The following is a 16,723-nucleotide window of genomic DNA, read 5'->3' as shown; positions in this document are numbered from 1 at the left end:
TCAACCACCTCACGTGAGGACCTTCTCAAGCTCATCAAGCTCGATTGCGCGCTTTATCTCAAGCGCCACCCTCCTTCCCGTGCTCATCGGTTTCCTCCAGAGGGCGTTGCCGTAGGGGTGACCCATCGCCATGTGGATGTTGGTTCCGCCGCCGGTTCTTGGAGCCACGTCGTAGATGTAGAATTTTAGATCCTTGTCAACGGCCGTCTGTAGGGTGAAGGGCCCGATGATTCCCGGGGAATAGTACTCCTGGGTGGCCTTCACATAGCGTTCGGCCATGTCGAAGACCTTCTCAAGGAGGGACTCGCGGAGCGTTGAGGATGCATGACCGGTGACGGTGTATTCCGGTTCGAACTGGTGCTCCGGGAGCCTCAACTGCTGCGCCGCCGGCAGGCGAACGTGGCCGTCCAGGCTCGTCTCAAAGCGCCAGTCTATGCCCAAAAGCTCAATCTCCCCGTCGATCGGTGAATAGAAGAAGTCGAAGTTGAAGACCGGGCCGATGATGTAGCGCTCAATTCTGGCCCTAGCGAGGTCTTCCTCGGTGATTACGCCGAGCTTGATGAGCTTCTCAGCCTTCTCACGGAACTCATTGTAGCTTGCCGCCGTGAAGAAGCCACGCTCAAGCCTCTTCTTCGCGTGCGGGAGCTTGACGATGACGAGGCCGATCTCGTCAATCTCCTCTGGCTTAACGGGCTCCGGATAGGGAAGTCCGGCCTTCTCAAGGAGCCAGTAGTAGCTTTTCTCCTCGCTTCTCTCCTCGCTTCTGAGGAGGTTTCTGCTGCCGAAGAGCGGAACCTTGAACTCGTTCTCAACCCTATCAATGCCCGTGTAGACCACGAAGGAGCGGTTCGGGACGAAGATGACGTTTCTCTTGACCAGCTCCTCCTGGACATCAATGATCTGGGCAAACTTCTCAAGGACCATAACCTCGTCGATGAAGCCCTTGCTCAGACCGTCCCTCGTCTTCCGAAGCTTGAAGTACTCGGCGTAGGTTCTGTGCCTGCCCCTCTGGGCGACGACGAGAACCGGAAGACCTTCCTCCCTTGCACCGTCGGCTATGTCCAGCGCGGAGTGGCTTCCAATAACTCCGACAGTGATTTTCTCGGGATCGTAGCTTTCAAGAACGCTCAAAATCTCCTCACGGCTTATCATTCTAACCACCTCAGCATGAATTCGGCTCGAACTCCTTTCCAAACTCCCGCATCAGGCCAATCCTCTTCTCAACGCTCTCCCTCGTGCCGACGTCCCTGCGATAGAACAGCTCACCTTTCACGTGACCGATGGCATTCTGGGCTATTTTCTCCGCCTCTTCGAGCGTATCGGCGACTCCAACGACTGCTATGGCGCGGGAGCCGAGGAGCGTGAAGTTCTCGTCAATGGAGGCGTAGTAGAGCTTCGCCCCGGTTTTGGCGATGGCCTTCTCGTCCACCTGAACTTTAACTCCCTTAATCGGGTTCAGGGGATAGCCCTTTGGAGCGAGGTATTTGACGACCGTTGCCTTTTTCTCAAACTCCGCCTTTCCGAGGTTACCGTCAACGATTCCCTCGGCAATCTCAAGCAGGCTCGTCTTCAGGAGAGGGAGAACGTTCATTGCCTCCGGGTCGCCGAAGCGGGCGTTGTACTCGATTATGACGGGACCGTCTTTGGAGAGCATGAACTGGCCGTATAGGATTCCCTTGTAGGGCGTTCCATTCTTCCTCATGGCTTCAACGGTCGCTTTCAGTGTTTCAAGGGCCTTTTCGTAGTCCTCCCTCAGAACGAAGGGAAGAACGTGGCTTGAACATGAGTAACTCCCCATGCCGCCTGTGATAGGGCCTTCATCACCCTCGTAGGCATGAGGATAGTCCTGGGCGAGGGGCATCGGAAGGACACGCTTTCCGTCAGTGAAGACCTGGAAGGTGAACTCGACGCCGTCGGTTCTTTCCTCTATGAGAACCTTCCCATCCTTCTGGATGAGCTCCTTGGCGTAGGCCTTGGCCTCTTCGTTATCCTGCAGCTGATAGCCGACCACCTTAACGCCCTTCCCGCCGGTGAGACCGAGGGGCTTCACAACGACCGGCCTTCCGAAGTCGTCTATCCACGAGCGCATCTCAGAAACGTCCTCAAAGACGCGGAAGAGCTTCCTGCCTGGAATCTCATACTTCTCCATGAGGGAGCGGGCGAAGGCCTTGTTGGTCTCGAGCTGGGCCGCCTCCTTAGTCGGTCCAACCGCAGGGATGCCCTCACTCTCGAAGGAATCAACGATGCCTTTCTCGAGGGGGGCCTCAGGGCCGATAAAGGCAAGCTCTATCCCCCACCTCTTGGCGAATTCGATAACTTTCTCGATATCCGTCTCCCCAGCCAGACCGTAGTCATTTGCGAGTCTGGCCAGCCCAGGATTTCTGTGCTTCGAAACGACGTACAGCTCGGCGCCGCTTCTCACGAGCGCCTCACCGATGGCGTTCTCCCTACCGCCGCCTCCAACGAGCAGAACCTTCATGAGCTTCACCATTTACTTGTCAAAAACTTCAGCTTTTAAGCTTTGTTTTTACATTAAAATGGCAAAATTTATAAAGACCGAAGTAAACTCCCTCCGGTGAAGTCCATGAAGGTGCTCGTGGTGATGGGAAGCAAGAGCGACTCCCAGATAGCGGAGAAGGTTACTGCTGTTCTCGACGAGTTCGGCGTTGAGTACGACGTTGAAGTCGCCTCGGCCCACAGAAACCCAAAAAAGGTTGAGGGACTGGCCAAAAAGGATTACGAGGTGTTCATAGCGATAGCAGGGTTAAGTGCGGCCCTTCCCGGGGTTATCGCGGCCCACACGGTTAGGCCAGTTATAGGAGTTCCCGTTTCGGCGAAGCTCAACGGCCTCGACGCCCTCCTCAGCATAGCCCAAATGCCCCCAGGAGTCCCGGTTGCAGCCGTGGGAATAGACAACGGGAAGAACGCGGCATTACTGGCGATTGAAATTCTCGCGGTAAAGAACGAGGAGCTGAGGGAAAAGCTCGAAGAGTACAGGGAAAAGATGCGGGCATGAGCCCGCATCGAGACAATCTCTTATTCGACCCTCACTTTATTTTAGAAACGTCTGATTTAAGCACACATTTTGGAACATTTTAGCCTTTTTAAGCCTTTCCTTCTTTCGTCGAACTGTAACAAGATGTTAATCAAATTATGTGTTTTCTCCTCTCGTAATCCTGGGAGTGCCACTCTGAACCCCTGGTCCTGAGCTCGACCATGTGTGCCACCATCTCGGCACGCCTCTTTGCCTCTCCAATGTTCTTATCCCAAGCAAGCGCAACACCCAGCCTTCTACCTGGGTACGCCTCCGGCTTTCCAAAGAGGCGAATCGTCGAGTTGGGGACGCTCATGGCCTTAGCCAGGCCGCGGAACCGTGGGGAGTAACCGGAAACGTTGGCCTTGATGACGTGGGTGGCAGCTGGCGTTAGGATTGGGAACAGGCGATAGTCTTCAACCCACTCGCCGGGAATCGGAAGGCCGAGAACCGCCCTGAGGTGCAGTCCGAACTCGGAGAAGCCCGTCGGGTGCGATGCCAGCGTCACCATGCCCGTGTCATGGGGCCTTGGCGAGACCTCGTTGGCCCAGACCCTGTCGCCCTTCACGAACATCTCGACGCCAAACAGTCCAAGACCGCCGAGGACGTCGGTGATGCGCTTTGCTATGCGATAAACCTCGCGTTCGGCCTTTTCGCTTATCTCTGCCGGCTGCCAGCTCGCGTGATAGTCGCCGTCAATCTGATAGTGACCGACCGGTCTCGGGAAGGTCGTGACTACCTCACCGTTCTCGTCGTAGTGTCTGACCGCCAACTCGGTAATCTCGACATCGAAGTCTATGTGTTCCTCGACGATTATCTTGTCCGCGCTACCGCGAGCCTTCTTCTTGGCCACTTCCCAGGCCTTCGGAACATCTTCTGGGCCTTTCACGAAGTAGGAGCCCTTTCCTGAGGAACTCATTATCGCCTTCGTGTGGCAGGGATAACCTATCCTCTCACAGGCCTCGTAGAGTTCGTCGAGGGTGGTCGCGTAGGCGTAGCGGGAAGTCGGAACCTTGGCTTCCTTCGCGAGGGTTTCCCTCGTCCTCTCGCGGTGCATGGCAATCCACGTGGCCTTGGCATTCGGAACGACAAAGTAGCCGTCCTTCTCCAGCTCAAATAGAGCATCCAGATTTATGGCCTCGATCTCTGGAATTATCGCGTCGGGTTTTTCACGCTCGATAACAGAGAAGAGAAAGTCTGCTTTGCGCATGTCTCCGACGTAGGAGCGGTGGGCGACCTGCATCGCCGGAGCGTCGGCGTAGCGATCAACGGCGATAACTTCCACGCCGAGTCTCTGAGCCTCAATCGCTATCTCCTTTCCCAGCTCGCCACTTCCGAGGAGGACTATCTTCTGGGCAGAATCCGTGGTGGCGGTTCCGAGCTCATCACGGGGCTTGATCATGAACATCACCTCAGGTTTTGACGTTAAAATGTTAAAAATTCATAATATTTAAGCCTTTTTAAGCAGAAAAATGGCAAACCTTTTAAGCCCTCGGTAGAACTCCCACCGGTGATGCTCATGCTGACCTACGCGCAGGCTGGAGTTGACGACGAGAAAACCGCGAGGGCCCTCAGGGAAATCATAGGGCTCGCGAAGGAAACATTCCAGTTCAGGAGGGGAAAGCTCGGAGAGCCGAGTGAGATAGGCCACTACGCGGCGTTGATGGATTTTGGCAAATTCTACCTCGCCATGACGACTGACGGAGTCGGGACGAAGGTTCTGGTAGCGGAAGCCGTCGGCAAGTTCGACACGATAGGGATTGATATGATAGCGATGAACGTGAACGACCTGCTCTGCGTTGGTGCCGAACCGGTGGCGCTCGTTGACTACCTCGCCGTGAAGGAGCCGGACGAGAGGGTGTTCGATGAGATAGCCAGGGGACTCTATGAGGGGGCAGAGGAAGCGGGAATAGCGATAGTCGGGGGAGAAACCGCAGTGATGCCCGACCTGATAAACGGCTTCGATTTGGCAGGAACGGCCATAGGTACCGTCCAGAAAGGGAAGGTAATAACCGGCGAGAGGATACGACCAGGGGACGCGGTCATCGGGATCGCCAGCTCGGGAATACACTCCAATGGCCTGACACTGGCAAGAAAGCTCCTCATCCCGAAGTATGGCCTCGAGTACGAATACGAGGGAAGAAAGCTCTGGGAGTGGCTTTTGGAGCCGACGAGGATTTATGTGAAGACCATTCTTGAGCTGATTGAGAGCGTCGAGGTTCACGGGCTGGCACACATAACCGGCGGGGGCCTGACCAACCTGAAGCGCCTTACGAATTACGGCTTCTCCATTGAGATGCCCCCCATCGAGGGAATATTCAAGCTCATCCACGAAAACGGCGTCCCCCTGGAGGAGATGTTCAGGGTTTTCAACATGGGTGTTGGCATGGTTGCTATAGTGCCGGGGGAGGAGAAGGAGAACGCACTTGATGTCCTCGGCAGGCACTTTGAGGCCTTTGAGCTTGGAACCGTCACGGAAAAAGAAGGGATAGTCGTGAAGAACTATGGGGTAAGACTTTAAGCCCCTTCCCAAACTTTTCTTGGTGATACCATGGAGCTCACGGTAAAGAAGAAGGCATTCCTTGAGAACCTGCCGGAGTTGGTGGAAAAGGCCGTAAGCGAGTACGGAATCCGGCTGAGGAGAATAGTAATAGAAGAAGACGAAAAGGGCTGTTACACAGTTCTCATAACCTACGAGTCCAGCTTCAAGCCTCCCCAGTGAGACGGTGGTAGAGCTCCTCGTAGGCGTTTATCAGGTCGCCCTTGTCGAAGCGGAAGACGTCCTTGTCGAGGCTCTTCTTCGTCTTAGCGTCCCAAAAGCGGCAGGTGTCCGGGCTTATCTCGTCACCGAGGATAATCTCGCCTCTCTCGTTCTTTCCAAACTCCAGCTTGAAGTCGACTAGGATTATCCCGCGCTCGGCAAAGTACTCCTTGAGAATCTCGTTTACTTTAAGGGCTATGCGCTCCATCTCCTTTATCTCGCCCTCGCTTATCCCGAGAACCTTTGCGTGGTGGTGGTTTATCATAGGATCGCCGAGGCCGTCGTCTTTATAATAGAGCTCGACTATCGGCTCCGGCAGTTCCCTTCCTTCCTCAATGGGAAGACGCTTCTTCAGGCTACCGGCAACGACATTCCTTACAACGACCTCAAGCGGATACATCTTGAGCCTCTCAACGATGAGCCTGTTGTCTCCGGCGACGCCGATGAAGTGCGTCTTAACACCTTTTTCCTCGAGAACCTTGAAGAGAACCGCGCTAATCTGGGCATTGAGCCAGCCTTTGCCCTTGAACTGGGCCTTCTTCTTGCCATCAAAGGCCGTTGCATCGTCCTTAAACTCCATGATGACCTTTCCATCGTCAAGCGGGATAACTTTCTTGGCCTTGCCTTCGTAAACCTGCATGGGCTTCACCATTTTCGTGTAAAATCTTATCTATATTTAAGGCTTATTTTAGCATAAAAATGGCAATCAATGGGCAAAGCTTTTAAACATAAAAAGGCTAAAGTACGGCGTCAAGTCCATAATTATTAACATGCTTACGTCAATAAGTCGGCGGGATTCATTATGAGAGAGAAGTGCGGTGTCTTTGCAGCGGTTACCGAGAACGCGCCCAGAAAAGCCTACTACGCGCTGATAGCACTGCAGCACAGGGGGCAGGAGAGCGCGGGAATAAGCGTCTGGAAGCACAGGATAAAAACGGTAGCTGGTCGGGGGCTCGTTTCGGAGGTCTTCAAGAACGGTGAGATAGCAAAGCTGAAATCCAACGTCGCCATAGCCCATGTCCGGTACTCGACCTCCGGCTCCCTCACCGAAACCCAGCCGCTGGAGACGGGCTGCTGCGGAAAGAGAATAGCCGTCGCCCATAATGGAACTCTCACGAATTTCCTTCCCCTCCGGAGGCATTACGAACGGCTGGGAGTTAAGTTCGGGCACTCTGTTGATTCCGAGCTGTTAGGAATCTCTTTTCTCTGGCACCTCCGCGAGACCGGGGACGAGTTCGAGGCTATGAGGGAAGTTTTCAGGGAGGTGAAGGGAGCATATTCCGTGGCTTTTCTCTTCGACGGGAAGATACTCGTGGCAAGGGACCCGGTTGGTTTCAGACCGCTCAGCTACGGGGTGGGAGACGGTCACTATTTCGCCTCGGAGGATTCTGCGTTGAGGCTCTACGTTGAGGAGGTAAGGGACGTCAAGCCAGGGGAGGTTTTTCTGCTCTCGGAGGATGGAATAGAGAGCCGAATAATAGAAACGGGGGAGCACCACGGCTGCGTTTTTGAGTACATCTACTTCGCCCGTCCGGACAGCACGATAGACGGTGTAAACGTATACATCGCGAGGGTCAGGATGGGGCAGGAGCTGGCCAAAGAGAGTCCAGCCGACGGAGACGTCGTCATAGCCGTGCCGGACTCCGGAAGGGCTGCGGCGCTTGGATTCTCCCGGATCAGCGGGATTCCCTACTCGGAGGGTCTCATAAAGAACCGCTACATAGGAAGGACCTTCATAACCCCGGGCCAGTTCTACCGCGAGCTGAAGGTTAAGCTCAAGCTCTCGCCGGTGAGGGAGGTAATAGAGGGAAAGAGCGTCGTGCTGGTTGACGATTCAATCGTCAGGGGGACGACTATGAAGCGCATCGTCGCCATGCTCAGAAGGGCCGGCGCGAGGGAGGTTCACGTTAGGATAGCCTCCCCACCGATAAGGTATCCGTGCTACATGGGGGTGGACATTCCGACGAGGCACGAACTCATAGCGGCGTTTGGAAGCGTTGAGAAGGTGAGGGAATCCATAGGGGCTGACAGTCTGGCTTACCTCAGCGTTGAGGGGCTGAAAAAGGCCGTTGGGAGGAGAGATCTCTGCTTAGCATGCCTCACCGGCGAGTATCCTGAGTGGGCTTTCCGCTTCTGAGCTTTCTCAGTCTCGCCGCGGAGAACTTGAGCTCCGGTGTTCCAGCTTTGTTTAGAGCTGGGCTCGTTATTTTGTTCGCCTTGAAGTGGAAGGGAACCGCAACTACGCCCGATGGAACACCGTCGAGCTTGGCCCTCATTCTAATCTTCCCGCGCCTCGTTTCAATCTCGACCCAGTCGCCGTCGTGAATTCCAAGCCTCTCCGCGTCGCTCCTGTCTATCAGCACCCTGGGCTCTCCCATCAGCCTGACGAGCGATGGGCTTCTGAGGGTCATTTCGCCGGTGTTGTAGTGGCTTATCAGCCTGATTGTTGTGAGTATGAAGGGGTACTCGTAGTCCGGCCTCTCCCACGGCTGCACCTGCTCTACAGCGATGAACATGGCCTTTCCGTCGGGGGTTGAGAACTCCCAGGTGTGGAGCCTCTTCTTCGGAAGGAATACCCCATCGCCCGCCTTCAGCTCGTCAACGCTCCTCTCCTCCAGCGAAGGGAAGAGGCGGAAATACTCGGCGGTGATCTCTTCAACGCTGGAGTAGTTGAACCCAGGCAAACCGAGGGCCCTGCCGAGCATGGTCAGTATCTCCCAGTCGGGCTTCGAATCACCCATCGGCTCGCAGACCTTGTGGCTCCACTGAATCCTCCTCTCGCTGTTCATGTAGCTGCCCGATTTCTCGCAGAAGGCCGAAGCCGGCAGGACGTAGTGGGCGTAGCGGGCAGTCCTGCTCATGAAAACGTCCTGAACGACGAGGAGGTCGAGCTTTCTGAGGGCATTTCTCACCCGGACGAAGTCCGCCTCGCTGACGGCGGGGTTTTCCCCGACTATGTAGAGCGCCTTGACGTCGCCGCTCTCTATCGCCTCCCAGAGCTCTGTGAGGTAAAGCCCGCGCTCCGTTGGAAGGTCTTCCACGCCCCATATCTTTGCCACACGCTTCCTGAACCTCTCATCGGTCAGGGGGACGTAGCCCGGCAGAAACTCACTCAGCGCTCCCATGTATGCCGCTCCCTGAACGTTGTTCTGACCGCGCATTGGGTAGAGGCCGCCCTTTTCGCCGATGTAGCCGAGGAGCAGGGCGAGGTCTATAACGGCCATAACGTTCTCAACGCCTGAAACGTGCTGCGTCAGACCCATTCCCCACATTATCGCACCGCTTCCGGCGAGGGCAAAGGTTCTCGCAACTTCTCTGATAGTTTCGGCCGGAATTCCGGTTACCTTCTCCGCGTACTCCGGCTTGTACTTCCTCACAGCCATCCTTATCTCGGAGAAGCCAACGGTTCTGGTCTTTATGAACTCTTCATCGTAGAGCTCCTCCCGGATTATGATGTTCATCAGAGTATTTGCGAGGGCTATGTCCGTCCCCGGGCGGATGACGAGACTGTAGTCCGCGAAGGCCATCGTCCTGGTTTCCCTGACGTCAACAACGATTACCTTCGCTCCCCTCTTCTTGGCCCTCAGGATGTAGTCCATGACAACAGGGTGGGTCTCGGCGGGATTGTAGCCCCAGATGAGTATAACCCCGAATCTCTCCAGGTCTTCGTAGGGGTTGGTCTGTGCCCCCGCCCCAACGGTCATCTTGAGGGCGTGAACGCTCGCCTCGTGGCAGAGACGGGCGCAGTTGTCTATGTTGTTGGTGCCGAAAAGCCGCGCGATCTTCTGGAGGAGGTAGTTCTCCTCGTTGCTGACCTTGGATGAGGCTATGAAGGCGACGGCATCCGCCCCGTACAGCTCGCGGATTTCGAGGAGCTTGCCGGCTATCTCCTCGATGGCCCTTCCCCAGCTTATCGGCCTTATCCTAGAACCCTCACGCTTCAGGGGGCGCTTGAGCCTGTCCCCGGAAAGAACGAACTCAGTCGCGTGGAGACCCTTGGGGCAGAGCTTGCCCCTGTTGGGCTCGCCTCGGTGGGGTTTAACCCTCATCGTCTTGGGATCAACGAGAAGCCTGCAGCCAAAGCCGCAGTAGGGGCACACGACCGTCCTGGGCTCGTCCACGTTACCACCTGTGAGCATCTAAGCGGCAAAAATAAAAAGCTTTCTGGAAGAAATTTGATGAAAAAATGTTCAAACCAAAGACCTATGTTGGAGATAACCGCGAAGGTTAACATCTTTTGACGGGACAGAAACGGGGAACGCCAAGAGGGTCCAAAGGAATTGGGAAAGTGAAAGTCCTCCGTTCAGAGCTTTCCAATTATCTCGAGGCTGACGTCGAAGTTTCTGACCGAGTGTGTGAGGTAGCCGAGGCTTATGACGTCGATGTCGAGCGCCGCGTACTCCTCGATGTTTTCAGGGGTTATCCCACCGGAGACCTCGATTTTCACCCTCTCGCGAAGGCCCTCACGCCTTAGAGCCTCCACCGTCTCAGCTATCTCGGCCGGACTCATGTTGTCGAGCATCACCACGTCCGCCCCGGCTTTTGCTGCTTTTAGTGCATCCTCAAGACTCTCGACCTCAACCTCGACGACTTTGTAAACGCTGAAGGATTTGGCGCGCCTTATGGCCTCCTCCAACGGAACGAGAGCGAGGTGGTTGTCCTTTATGAGTATCGCGTCGCTGAGGGAAAAACGATGGAGCTCGCCACCGCCGATGAGTATCGCCTTCTTGTCTATCGGCTTGAGGAGGGTCTTTCTTGTCCCTGCAACACGAACCTTCGGGTTTACAGCTTTAACCTTCTCGACGAGCCTTCTTACCTCAGTGGCAATCCCGCTCATTCTGCCCATAATGTTCAAAGCCGTCCTCTCGACGAGGAGTATCGAGTGGGCGTCGCCTTTAAGCTCGAGGATGGTATCTCCCCTCTTCACTTCCTCTCCATCACGCTTCCTGACCTCAACTTCGACCTCGAAGTGCTCGAACAGAGCTTTGGCTTCTTCAACGCCCGCTATTATTCCTTCCTGCTTCGCAATTATCACTGCCTTGGCCCTGATTCCTTCCGGAATCACCGCTTCACTCGTGACGTCGCCGAAGGGAGTGTCCTCCTCAACGAAGCGGAGAAGATAGGAAAGGGGCACCACCATCTCAGCTCATCTCCAGCATCCTTTCGATGGCCTTCCTAGCCTTCTCCGCTATCTCCTCAGGCACTTCAACCTGGTACTTCATGTCCCTGAGCGACTCGTAGACGTGGTTTAGAGTTATAGCCTTCATGCCGACGCAGACGGCGTCTTCCCTGGCAGGGTGGAACTTGATATCGGGGTAGAGCTTCCCGAGCCTGTAAACCATCTCGTGCTCGGTGAAGACGACCCACTCGTCGTGCTCGGGGGCACGCTTTATCATTCCGCCTGTGGAGACTATTATGTCAGCTTTTTCCTGCACTTCCGGCTCGCACTCCGGGTGAACCATCAGCTTGGCGTTGGGGTAGAGCTTCCTCGCGCGCTCGACGTCTTCAAGGGTGAACTTCCTGTGGACATAGCAGTGTCCGTACTCGGGGACGGGGATGACCTTCTTTCCGGTGACCTTGGCGACGTGGTGGGCCAGGTTCTTGTCCGGTCCAAAGAGTATGACGTCGGAATCGAGCTTTTCAACTATTCTGACCGCGTTGGCTGAAGTTACCGTTACGTCGGCGTAGGCCTTCGTCTCGGCGGTGGTGTTCACGTAGAGAACCACTGGAGCGTCCGGGTACCGCTCCTTGGCCCTAAGGATGTGCTCGACCTTCAGCATGTTGGCCATGGCGCAGGTGGCCATTCTACTGGGGAGAAGGACGGTCTTCTCCGGATTGAGGATCTTCGCCGTTTCCGCCATGAAATCCACTCCCGCGAAGACTATGACGTCGGCATCAACGTCCACAGCTTTCCTCGCGAGCTCAAGGCTGTCACCGAGGAAGTCGGCTATATCCTGGATCTCAGGTGGCTGGTAGTTGTGGGCCATTATCATAGCGTTGCGCTCTTCCTTCAGGCGTTCAATCTCCCTCACGAGCTCCTCCATCTTCATGGTCTCACCTGCGGAATGCTATGTTCCAGGGTATAAAAGCTTTCAGAGAACGAGGGCTATGTAGACAATGCCCCCAGCGAAGAGTAGCAACGCTGGAGGAAGGAGCCTCAGATAGACGCTTCTGAGCTCAGCGCCATAGTATTCGGCCGAGAACACAAAGCAGAGGTGCACGGGACTGAAGAGCATGCCCATGTAGCCGCTCAAGTAAGCAAGCGCCACCATGTCAAAGCTGGTAAAGAAGGGCAGGAGCAGGGGAAACGTCATGCCCACGTAGGCGAAGCTTATGCCCGTCATAAGGCCAACGATGAACGGCGTCACCATGAGGACGAGGACCACCGGCAGGTTCATTGATATCATGGCGTTCGGAAGCGTCTCAACGGCTCCTGTAACCTGGAGTACGTATTTGAAGTACATGACGGCCACGAGAAGGAAGACTATCTTCGGCTGGAGGGCGTGGACGAGCACTTTCTTCACGTCCACCCTTCTCAGGTTGGGTACGAGGGCTGCGATAAAACCCAGGAAAGCGCCGTAGACCATATCCAAGCCGAGAACTATCGAGGCGAGTATGATTATCAGTATCGGATAGGTGCTCTTCAGAAGAAGCCCGAGGCCGGTTTTGAGGTCTCCCTCCCCGGAACCATCATCCGGAAGCGGGCGGATGAGGAGGACGTAGCCGATGAGCGCCATAAGAATCGTCAGGGGAAACATCTTGGTGCTCATCTCCTGTATCGAGATTCCAACGAGGGCCGAGGTGATGACTATGGCCTGATACATCGGCCACGAGTGCTCCCATACGTGCCTGAACCAGTAATTGACGAGGGTTTTGTCAGTGGGGCTCATCTCGAACTTCCCGGCGACCGGCTCTATCATGGGAGCTGAAACCAATGCACCGGCGGGCATGGGCATAAGCCCGATGAGGGCCGGAAGCATGGCCAGGGAGTACTTGGCCTTGGGAAAGAGGTTGCTCGCCGCAGTTTCCATGTCCTTCAGGTAGCCTATCTGGGAGAAGACCGAGGTCATGCCCATGATGAAGGCTATTATGAGCACCAGCCTTATCGTCTCCCACGAGGTGGCGGAGTGGTAAAGGGCCGCAACGGCATCCACCGGACCCATTCCAAACAGGAAGGCCAACACTAGAGAACCGACGAATATTGAAACGCCAATGTTGATTTTAAGCCAGATGAGGGCTATTACTATCGCGAAGGAGGCGATCAGGTATAGCAGTTCCACTCGTTTCACCGGGCATGATAATGATTCGATGAGAATTTAAACCTTTGGTCAGAGCCTGCACCTTCCATCGAAGAAGCTCGGTCTCTCGAAGGATTTGCTCATAGCTGGAAAGTCATCGCGGTAGTGAGCGCCCCGGCTTTCTTCCCTGGCCAAGGCGCACTCAAGGACTCCTCTCGCGAGCAGCTTTAACCTCGGGTCTGCTTCAACCGAATTGAGCCTTTTCAGGCCTTCCCTTAGGGAGGAACCGCTCCTCACTATACCCGCATGCTCCCAAAGTATCTCCCTGATAGAATCAATGTCCCCCAGTGAATCAAAGTGGTATGGAACCTCCCGAACCTCGTCGGGCCTCGGTCTGTCCCTCGCTATGGTTCTTGCAACTTCAAGGCCGCTCACGATGCACTCAAGGAGGGAGTTGCTGGCGAGTCTGTTCGCCCCGTGGAAGCCGTTGCTCATGGCCTCTCCAACGGCGTAGAGGTTCTTGATTGTCGTCCTGTACCAGAGGTCAACCGCTATCCCGCCGATGGTGTAGTGGGCTATTGGAGAGACCGGGATTAAGTCTTTAGCCGGATCGATGCCGTCCTTCCTCAGGAAAGCGTATATCTGCGGGAAGATTTTCTTGAAATCCTCTATGTCAGTCGCGTCAAGGAAGACTCTCTTGCCGGCCTTCATCTGGTTGTATATCGCCCTCGCGACGATGTCCCTCGTGGAGAGCTCGTTAACGAAGCGTTCTCCATCTTCCGTCACCAGCTTTGCCCCGGCACCCCGGACGGCCTCGCTGACTAGGAAAACGCCACTCCTTCCAAGGTAACCCGTCGGATGGAACTGAACGAACTCCAAGTCCCTCGCTGGGGAGCCTTTCATTATGGCATCGCCTATTAGAGTGCCGAGGTTGAGGGGCGAACCGGCGGTGTACTTGAAGAGCGAGGCAAAGCCGCCAGTGGCTATAACGGTGGCATCGAAGGTAAGAAGCTCTCCGTCGAGAAAGACCCCGTAGGCCTTGCCCTCTCTCACAGCCAGCTCCTCGGCGATGCCCTCGACGAAGTGAACGCCCGCTTCCTTGGCGGCCAGATAGAGGACTTTCATCAGATGTTTTCCGGTTTCGTTCCTTACGGTGAAGACGCGGTGGAAGGAGTGGCCTCCCTCGGTCTCATTGGTCTCGAACTCCAGCCCTATCGAGAGGAGGAAAGCGTAGGCCTCGCTCGCCTTTGAGATTACGCTCCACACAACCTCTTCATCGTTGAGATACTTGCCTGCCTTGATCGTGTCGAGAACATGAGCCTTGGGGGAATCGCCGTCAAGAATGGGAAAGGCTACTCCGGCCTGGGCAAGGTAGGAGTTGCTCTCCTTTATTCCCCTACCGATGACCGTCACGTCAAAGCCCCGTCTCGCAAGGGCTATTGCAGCGGTTAATCCCGCGGCACCGCTTCCAACGATTCCAACGCTGGTCATAGCTCTCCCCAGGCTGGACTGGGAGAAACGCCTTATAAGGTTTTCAAAAAGAGGAGAAGGAATCACTTTCCGACCGGATAGTTCGGCGCCTCGTTGGTTATGAAGATGTCGTGCGGGTGGCTCTCCTTGACGCCCGCCTGTGTTATGATCACGAACTTACCCTTCTCCTTGAGTTCGGCTATGCTTGAAGCCCCTACGTAGCCCATTCCAGAGCGGAGACCGCCGACGAGCTGGTAGAGAACGTCGCTGACCGGTCCTTTGTATGGCACGACGCCCTCGACTCCCTCCGGAACGAACTTTCTGGTCTTCATGTGGCCCTTCTGGTAGTAGCGCTCCGCTCCTCCTTTCATCATGGCACCGAGGGAGCCCATGCCGCGGTACTGTTTATAGCGCCGTCCGTTGATGACGACCTCCTTGCCCGGTGCCTCCTTTGTTCCGGCCAAGAGTGAGCCGAGCATGACCGCGTCAGCTCCCGCTGCTATCGCCTTGACTATGTCGCCGGAGTAACGGATTCCGCCGTCGGCTATGACGTGAAGCCCGTACTCCTGGGCCCTATCTGCCACGAGGGCTATTGCCGTAACCTGTGGGACGCCGACGCCAGCGACGACACGCGTGGTGCATATACTTCCTGGCCCTATTCCGACCTTCAGGGCATCGGCAAAGGTGAGGTCGTCAACCGCTTTGGGGTTGGCGATGTTCCCAACGATCAAATCGGCATTGACGGCTTTCCTTATCTCCTTCATGGCCCTTATGGCCTTGAGGTTGTGGGCGTGGGCGGTGTCAACGACGATTACATCGGCGCCTGCCCTGTCGAGGGCCTTGGCGCGCTCGATGTCAAAGGGACCAACGGCGGCCGCAACTATCAGGTCTCCGTTCTCGTCCCGAACGGCGTTCCTGTACTTCTTCCTCATCATGAGGTCGCTCATCGTGATTATCCCCACGAGACGGCCGTTCCCATCGACCACCGGGAGACGGGCTATTCTATTGGCCACCATCACATCAAGGGCTTCCTCAACCGAGACGTCTTCGCCGACTGTTATGACCTCGCCGGTCATGACTTCCCTGACAAGGCTGCCCTCTTTGGCCGCTATGTCCTTCTTGGTAACGATGCCGACTATTCTACCGTCCTCACCAACGACCGGAAGGCCGTCAATGTCGTTTCTCTCCATGAGGAAGAGCGCGTAGTCAAGGGTTTCATCGGGGCCTATGGTGATGACGTCCTCGACTATGAAGCGCTCGGCGCGCTTGACTTTCCTCACCATCTCGGCCTGTGCCTCAATGCTCATGTTCCGGTGGATGACGCCGATGCCTCCTTCTCTGGCCATCGCAACGGCCATCTCCCACTCGGTGACGGTGTCCATGGCAGCGCTCAGAATCGGTACCTTGAGCTCCACGTTCGGCGTTATCCTGGTTGAGACGTCAACGTCCTTGGGCTCGACTTCGGTCGCCTGTGGTATCAGAAGAACGTCGTCAAAGGTATATCCCTTAATCGCATTAACAAGTTTGTGTTCAAATTTCCCCATTTTTCTCGCGCCTCCGCGTCCTTTTTAACATGAACCTGGCAGGGGTTTTTAAGGGTTTCCGCCCCAGACGGCATAACTCGGCTACTGCGTTAACAATATGACATTGAATGAAGAATAAGTTGGATATTCGTCCAGAAGTTAGCCTTAATTTTTGCCTTTCTTGACAGATGGCCAAAGGTTCCGCCAAAAAGCACAAATACTCCCAAACACTCCTAGAATCGGTGATTACCATGAGGGGGGAGTACCAAACCCATCTCTAGGGCTAAGGTTAGGAGCTTTGGTTTTGAGGAGCTGTTGGGTGAAATCCTGGAGGAAGGTCTCTTCTGGGCGGCTCTCGGTCGGCCGTCGGAAGTCATGCCGTTTCTGAGGGGCAAGCTCTTGAGCAACGGCATCGGTATGGACCGTGGACGCAGGGAATACTTGGAGTACCTGCTTGACGACCTGGAAAGGTTCTACAAGCGGGTGTCGTGGAGCAATGAGATTGACGAGCGGCACTGGAAGGCCTTAAAGTCCTTCCACAGGGACATAGTCTCAGTGGTTTCCTCTGAGAGGGCTTAGCTTTTTAACCCCTCTTCCCTACTCCTTCTGGGATGATGAGGGAAGTTTCGTCCGATCGGTGAGGAAACTCGCATGGGCTGACCACCCTCAACCTTTTAAACGGCTCTTCTCTTCGCTC

The 16,723-nt window shown here is 55.5% G+C and carries 15 protein-coding genes; 5 read left to right on the top strand and 10 right to left on the bottom strand.

The window, feature by feature from the left end; all coding sequences use genetic code 11:
• Positions 1-9 precede the first annotated feature (9 nt).
• Both CDI07_RS00150 and purD read right to left on the bottom strand, forming a co-directional pair.
• Positions 10-1,152, bottom strand: coding sequence for a formate--phosphoribosylaminoimidazolecarboxamide ligase family protein (locus tag CDI07_RS00150; protein ID WP_088179685.1), 1,143 nt, complete (start codon positions 1,150-1,152; stop codon positions 10-12).
• Positions 1,153-1,162: 10 nt separating this feature from the next.
• Entirely contained in the window at positions 1,163-2,479 is a 1,317-nt protein-coding gene (purD, locus tag CDI07_RS00145; RefSeq protein ID WP_088179684.1) for a phosphoribosylamine--glycine ligase, read from the bottom strand.
• Positions 2,480-2,584: 105 nt separating this feature from the next.
• On the opposite strand from purD, the gene purE reads away from it, so the two are divergent.
• The gene (purE, locus tag CDI07_RS00140) at positions 2,585-3,016 is read left to right on the top strand and encodes a 5-(carboxyamino)imidazole ribonucleotide mutase (RefSeq protein ID WP_088179683.1); all 432 of its coding nucleotides are present in this window, start codon (positions 2,585-2,587) and stop codon (positions 3,014-3,016) included.
• Between the two features lie 130 nt (positions 3,017-3,146).
• Here purE and purT read toward each other — a convergent pair whose 3' ends face one another.
• Positions 3,147-4,436 carry a phosphoribosylglycinamide formyltransferase 2 gene (gene purT, locus CDI07_RS00135; protein ID WP_088179682.1) on the bottom strand — a complete coding sequence of 430 codons (1,290 nt, stop codon included), beginning with the start codon at positions 4,434-4,436 and terminating at the stop codon, positions 3,147-3,149.
• Positions 4,437-4,553: 117 nt separating this feature from the next.
• On the opposite strand from purT, the gene purM reads away from it, so the two are divergent.
• The gene (purM, locus tag CDI07_RS00130) at positions 4,554-5,555 is read left to right on the top strand and encodes a phosphoribosylformylglycinamidine cyclo-ligase (RefSeq protein ID WP_088179681.1); all 1,002 of its coding nucleotides are present in this window, start codon (positions 4,554-4,556) and stop codon (positions 5,553-5,555) included.
• Positions 5,556-5,585: 30 nt separating this feature from the next.
• Positions 5,586-5,756 (top strand): hypothetical protein, encoded by a 171-nt coding sequence (locus CDI07_RS10140; protein WP_168169224.1) that lies wholly within the window; start codon positions 5,586-5,588, stop codon positions 5,754-5,756.
• Here CDI07_RS10140 and purC read toward each other — a convergent pair.
• On the bottom strand, positions 5,740-6,435 hold the full coding sequence (gene purC, locus CDI07_RS00125) for a phosphoribosylaminoimidazolesuccinocarboxamide synthase (RefSeq protein WP_088179680.1): 696 nt from the start codon (positions 6,433-6,435) through the stop codon (positions 5,740-5,742). The genes CDI07_RS10140 and purC overlap by 17 nt on opposite strands.
• Before the next feature lie 162 nt (positions 6,436-6,597).
• Here purC and purF point away from each other — a divergent pair, with 162 nt between their 5' ends.
• Positions 6,598-7,932 carry an amidophosphoribosyltransferase gene (gene purF, locus CDI07_RS00120; protein ID WP_088179679.1) on the top strand — a complete coding sequence of 445 codons (1,335 nt, stop codon included), beginning with the start codon at positions 6,598-6,600 and terminating at the stop codon, positions 7,930-7,932.
• On the opposite strand, the gene fdhF is transcribed toward purF, so the two are convergent.
• The 6 genes from fdhF to guaB all read right to left on the bottom strand — a co-directional run bounded on the left by fdhF (position 7,895) and on the right by guaB (position 16,047).
• A complete protein-coding gene (fdhF, locus tag CDI07_RS00115; RefSeq protein WP_088179678.1) occupies positions 7,895-9,934 on the bottom strand; it encodes a formate dehydrogenase subunit alpha in 2,040 nt (679 codons plus the stop codon). The two genes, purF and fdhF, sit on opposite strands and share 38 nt — an antisense overlap.
• 164 nt (positions 9,935-10,098) lie before the next feature.
• Positions 10,099-10,932: a carboxylating nicotinate-nucleotide diphosphorylase gene (nadC, locus tag CDI07_RS00110; RefSeq protein WP_088181512.1), complete on the bottom strand. Its 834-nt coding sequence runs from the start codon at positions 10,930-10,932 to the stop codon at positions 10,099-10,101.
• Between the two features lie 4 nt (positions 10,933-10,936).
• Entirely contained in the window at positions 10,937-11,845 is a 909-nt protein-coding gene (gene nadA, locus CDI07_RS00105; protein ID WP_088179677.1) for a quinolinate synthase NadA, read from the bottom strand.
• A 42-nt stretch (positions 11,846-11,887) separates the two neighbouring features.
• Positions 11,888-13,075 carry a TIGR00529 family membrane protein gene (locus CDI07_RS00100; protein WP_088179676.1) on the bottom strand — a complete coding sequence of 396 codons (1,188 nt, stop codon included), beginning with the start codon at positions 13,073-13,075 and terminating at the stop codon, positions 11,888-11,890.
• Positions 13,076-13,123: 48 nt separating this feature from the next.
• Positions 13,124-14,524, bottom strand: coding sequence for an L-aspartate oxidase (locus tag CDI07_RS00095; protein WP_088179675.1), 1,401 nt, complete (start codon positions 14,522-14,524; stop codon positions 13,124-13,126).
• Between the two features lie 62 nt (positions 14,525-14,586).
• The gene (gene guaB / locus CDI07_RS00090) at positions 14,587-16,047 is read right to left on the bottom strand and encodes an IMP dehydrogenase (RefSeq protein WP_088179674.1); all 1,461 of its coding nucleotides are present in this window, start codon (positions 16,045-16,047) and stop codon (positions 14,587-14,589) included.
• Between the two features lie 354 nt (positions 16,048-16,401).
• Here guaB and CDI07_RS00085 point away from each other — a divergent pair, with 354 nt between their 5' ends.
• Positions 16,402-16,605, top strand: a complete 204-nt coding sequence (locus tag CDI07_RS00085) for a hypothetical protein (RefSeq protein ID WP_226996586.1) — start codon at positions 16,402-16,404, stop codon at positions 16,603-16,605.
• Positions 16,606-16,723: the final 118 nt, after the last annotated feature.

The sequence above is a fragment of the Thermococcus sp. 5-4 genome, from assembly GCF_002197185.1.
Taxonomy (GTDB): Archaea; Methanobacteriota_B; Thermococci; order Thermococcales; family Thermococcaceae; genus Thermococcus; species Thermococcus radiotolerans.
This window is presented reverse-complemented; position numbering and strand designations above follow the sequence as displayed.

Coding starts and splice junctions, on each gene's coding strand:
- purF (WP_088179679.1), top strand. CDS start 6,598: ATGAGAGAGAAGTGCGGTGTCTTTGCAGCGGTTACCGAGAACGCGCCC.
- purE (WP_088179683.1), top strand. CDS start 2,585: ATGAAGGTGCTCGTGGTGATGGGAAGCAAGAGCGACTCCCAGATAGCG.
- purT (WP_088179682.1), bottom strand. CDS start 4,436: ATGATCAAGCCCCGTGATGAGCTCGGAACCGCCACCACGGATTCTGCC.
- CDI07_RS00150 (WP_088179685.1), bottom strand. CDS start 1,152: ATGATAAGCCGTGAGGAGATTTTGAGCGTTCTTGAAAGCTACGATCCC.
- CDI07_RS00095 (WP_088179675.1), bottom strand. CDS start 14,524: ATGACCAGCGTTGGAATCGTTGGAAGCGGTGCCGCGGGATTAACCGCT.
- purD (WP_088179684.1), bottom strand. CDS start 2,479: ATGAAGGTTCTGCTCGTTGGAGGCGGCGGTAGGGAGAACGCCATCGGT.
- guaB (WP_088179674.1), bottom strand. CDS start 16,047: ATGGGGAAATTTGAACACAAACTTGTTAATGCGATTAAGGGATATACC.
- purM (WP_088179681.1), top strand. CDS start 4,554: ATGCTGACCTACGCGCAGGCTGGAGTTGACGACGAGAAAACCGCGAGG.
- purC (WP_088179680.1), bottom strand. CDS start 6,435: ATGCAGGTTTACGAAGGCAAGGCCAAGAAAGTTATCCCGCTTGACGAT.
- fdhF (WP_088179678.1), bottom strand. CDS start 9,934: ATGCTCACAGGTGGTAACGTGGACGAGCCCAGGACGGTCGTGTGCCCC.
- CDI07_RS10140 (WP_168169224.1), top strand. CDS start 5,586: ATGGAGCTCACGGTAAAGAAGAAGGCATTCCTTGAGAACCTGCCGGAG.
- CDI07_RS00085 (WP_226996586.1), top strand. CDS start 16,402: ATGCCGTTTCTGAGGGGCAAGCTCTTGAGCAACGGCATCGGTATGGAC.
- nadA (WP_088179677.1), bottom strand. CDS start 11,845: ATGAAGATGGAGGAGCTCGTGAGGGAGATTGAACGCCTGAAGGAAGAG.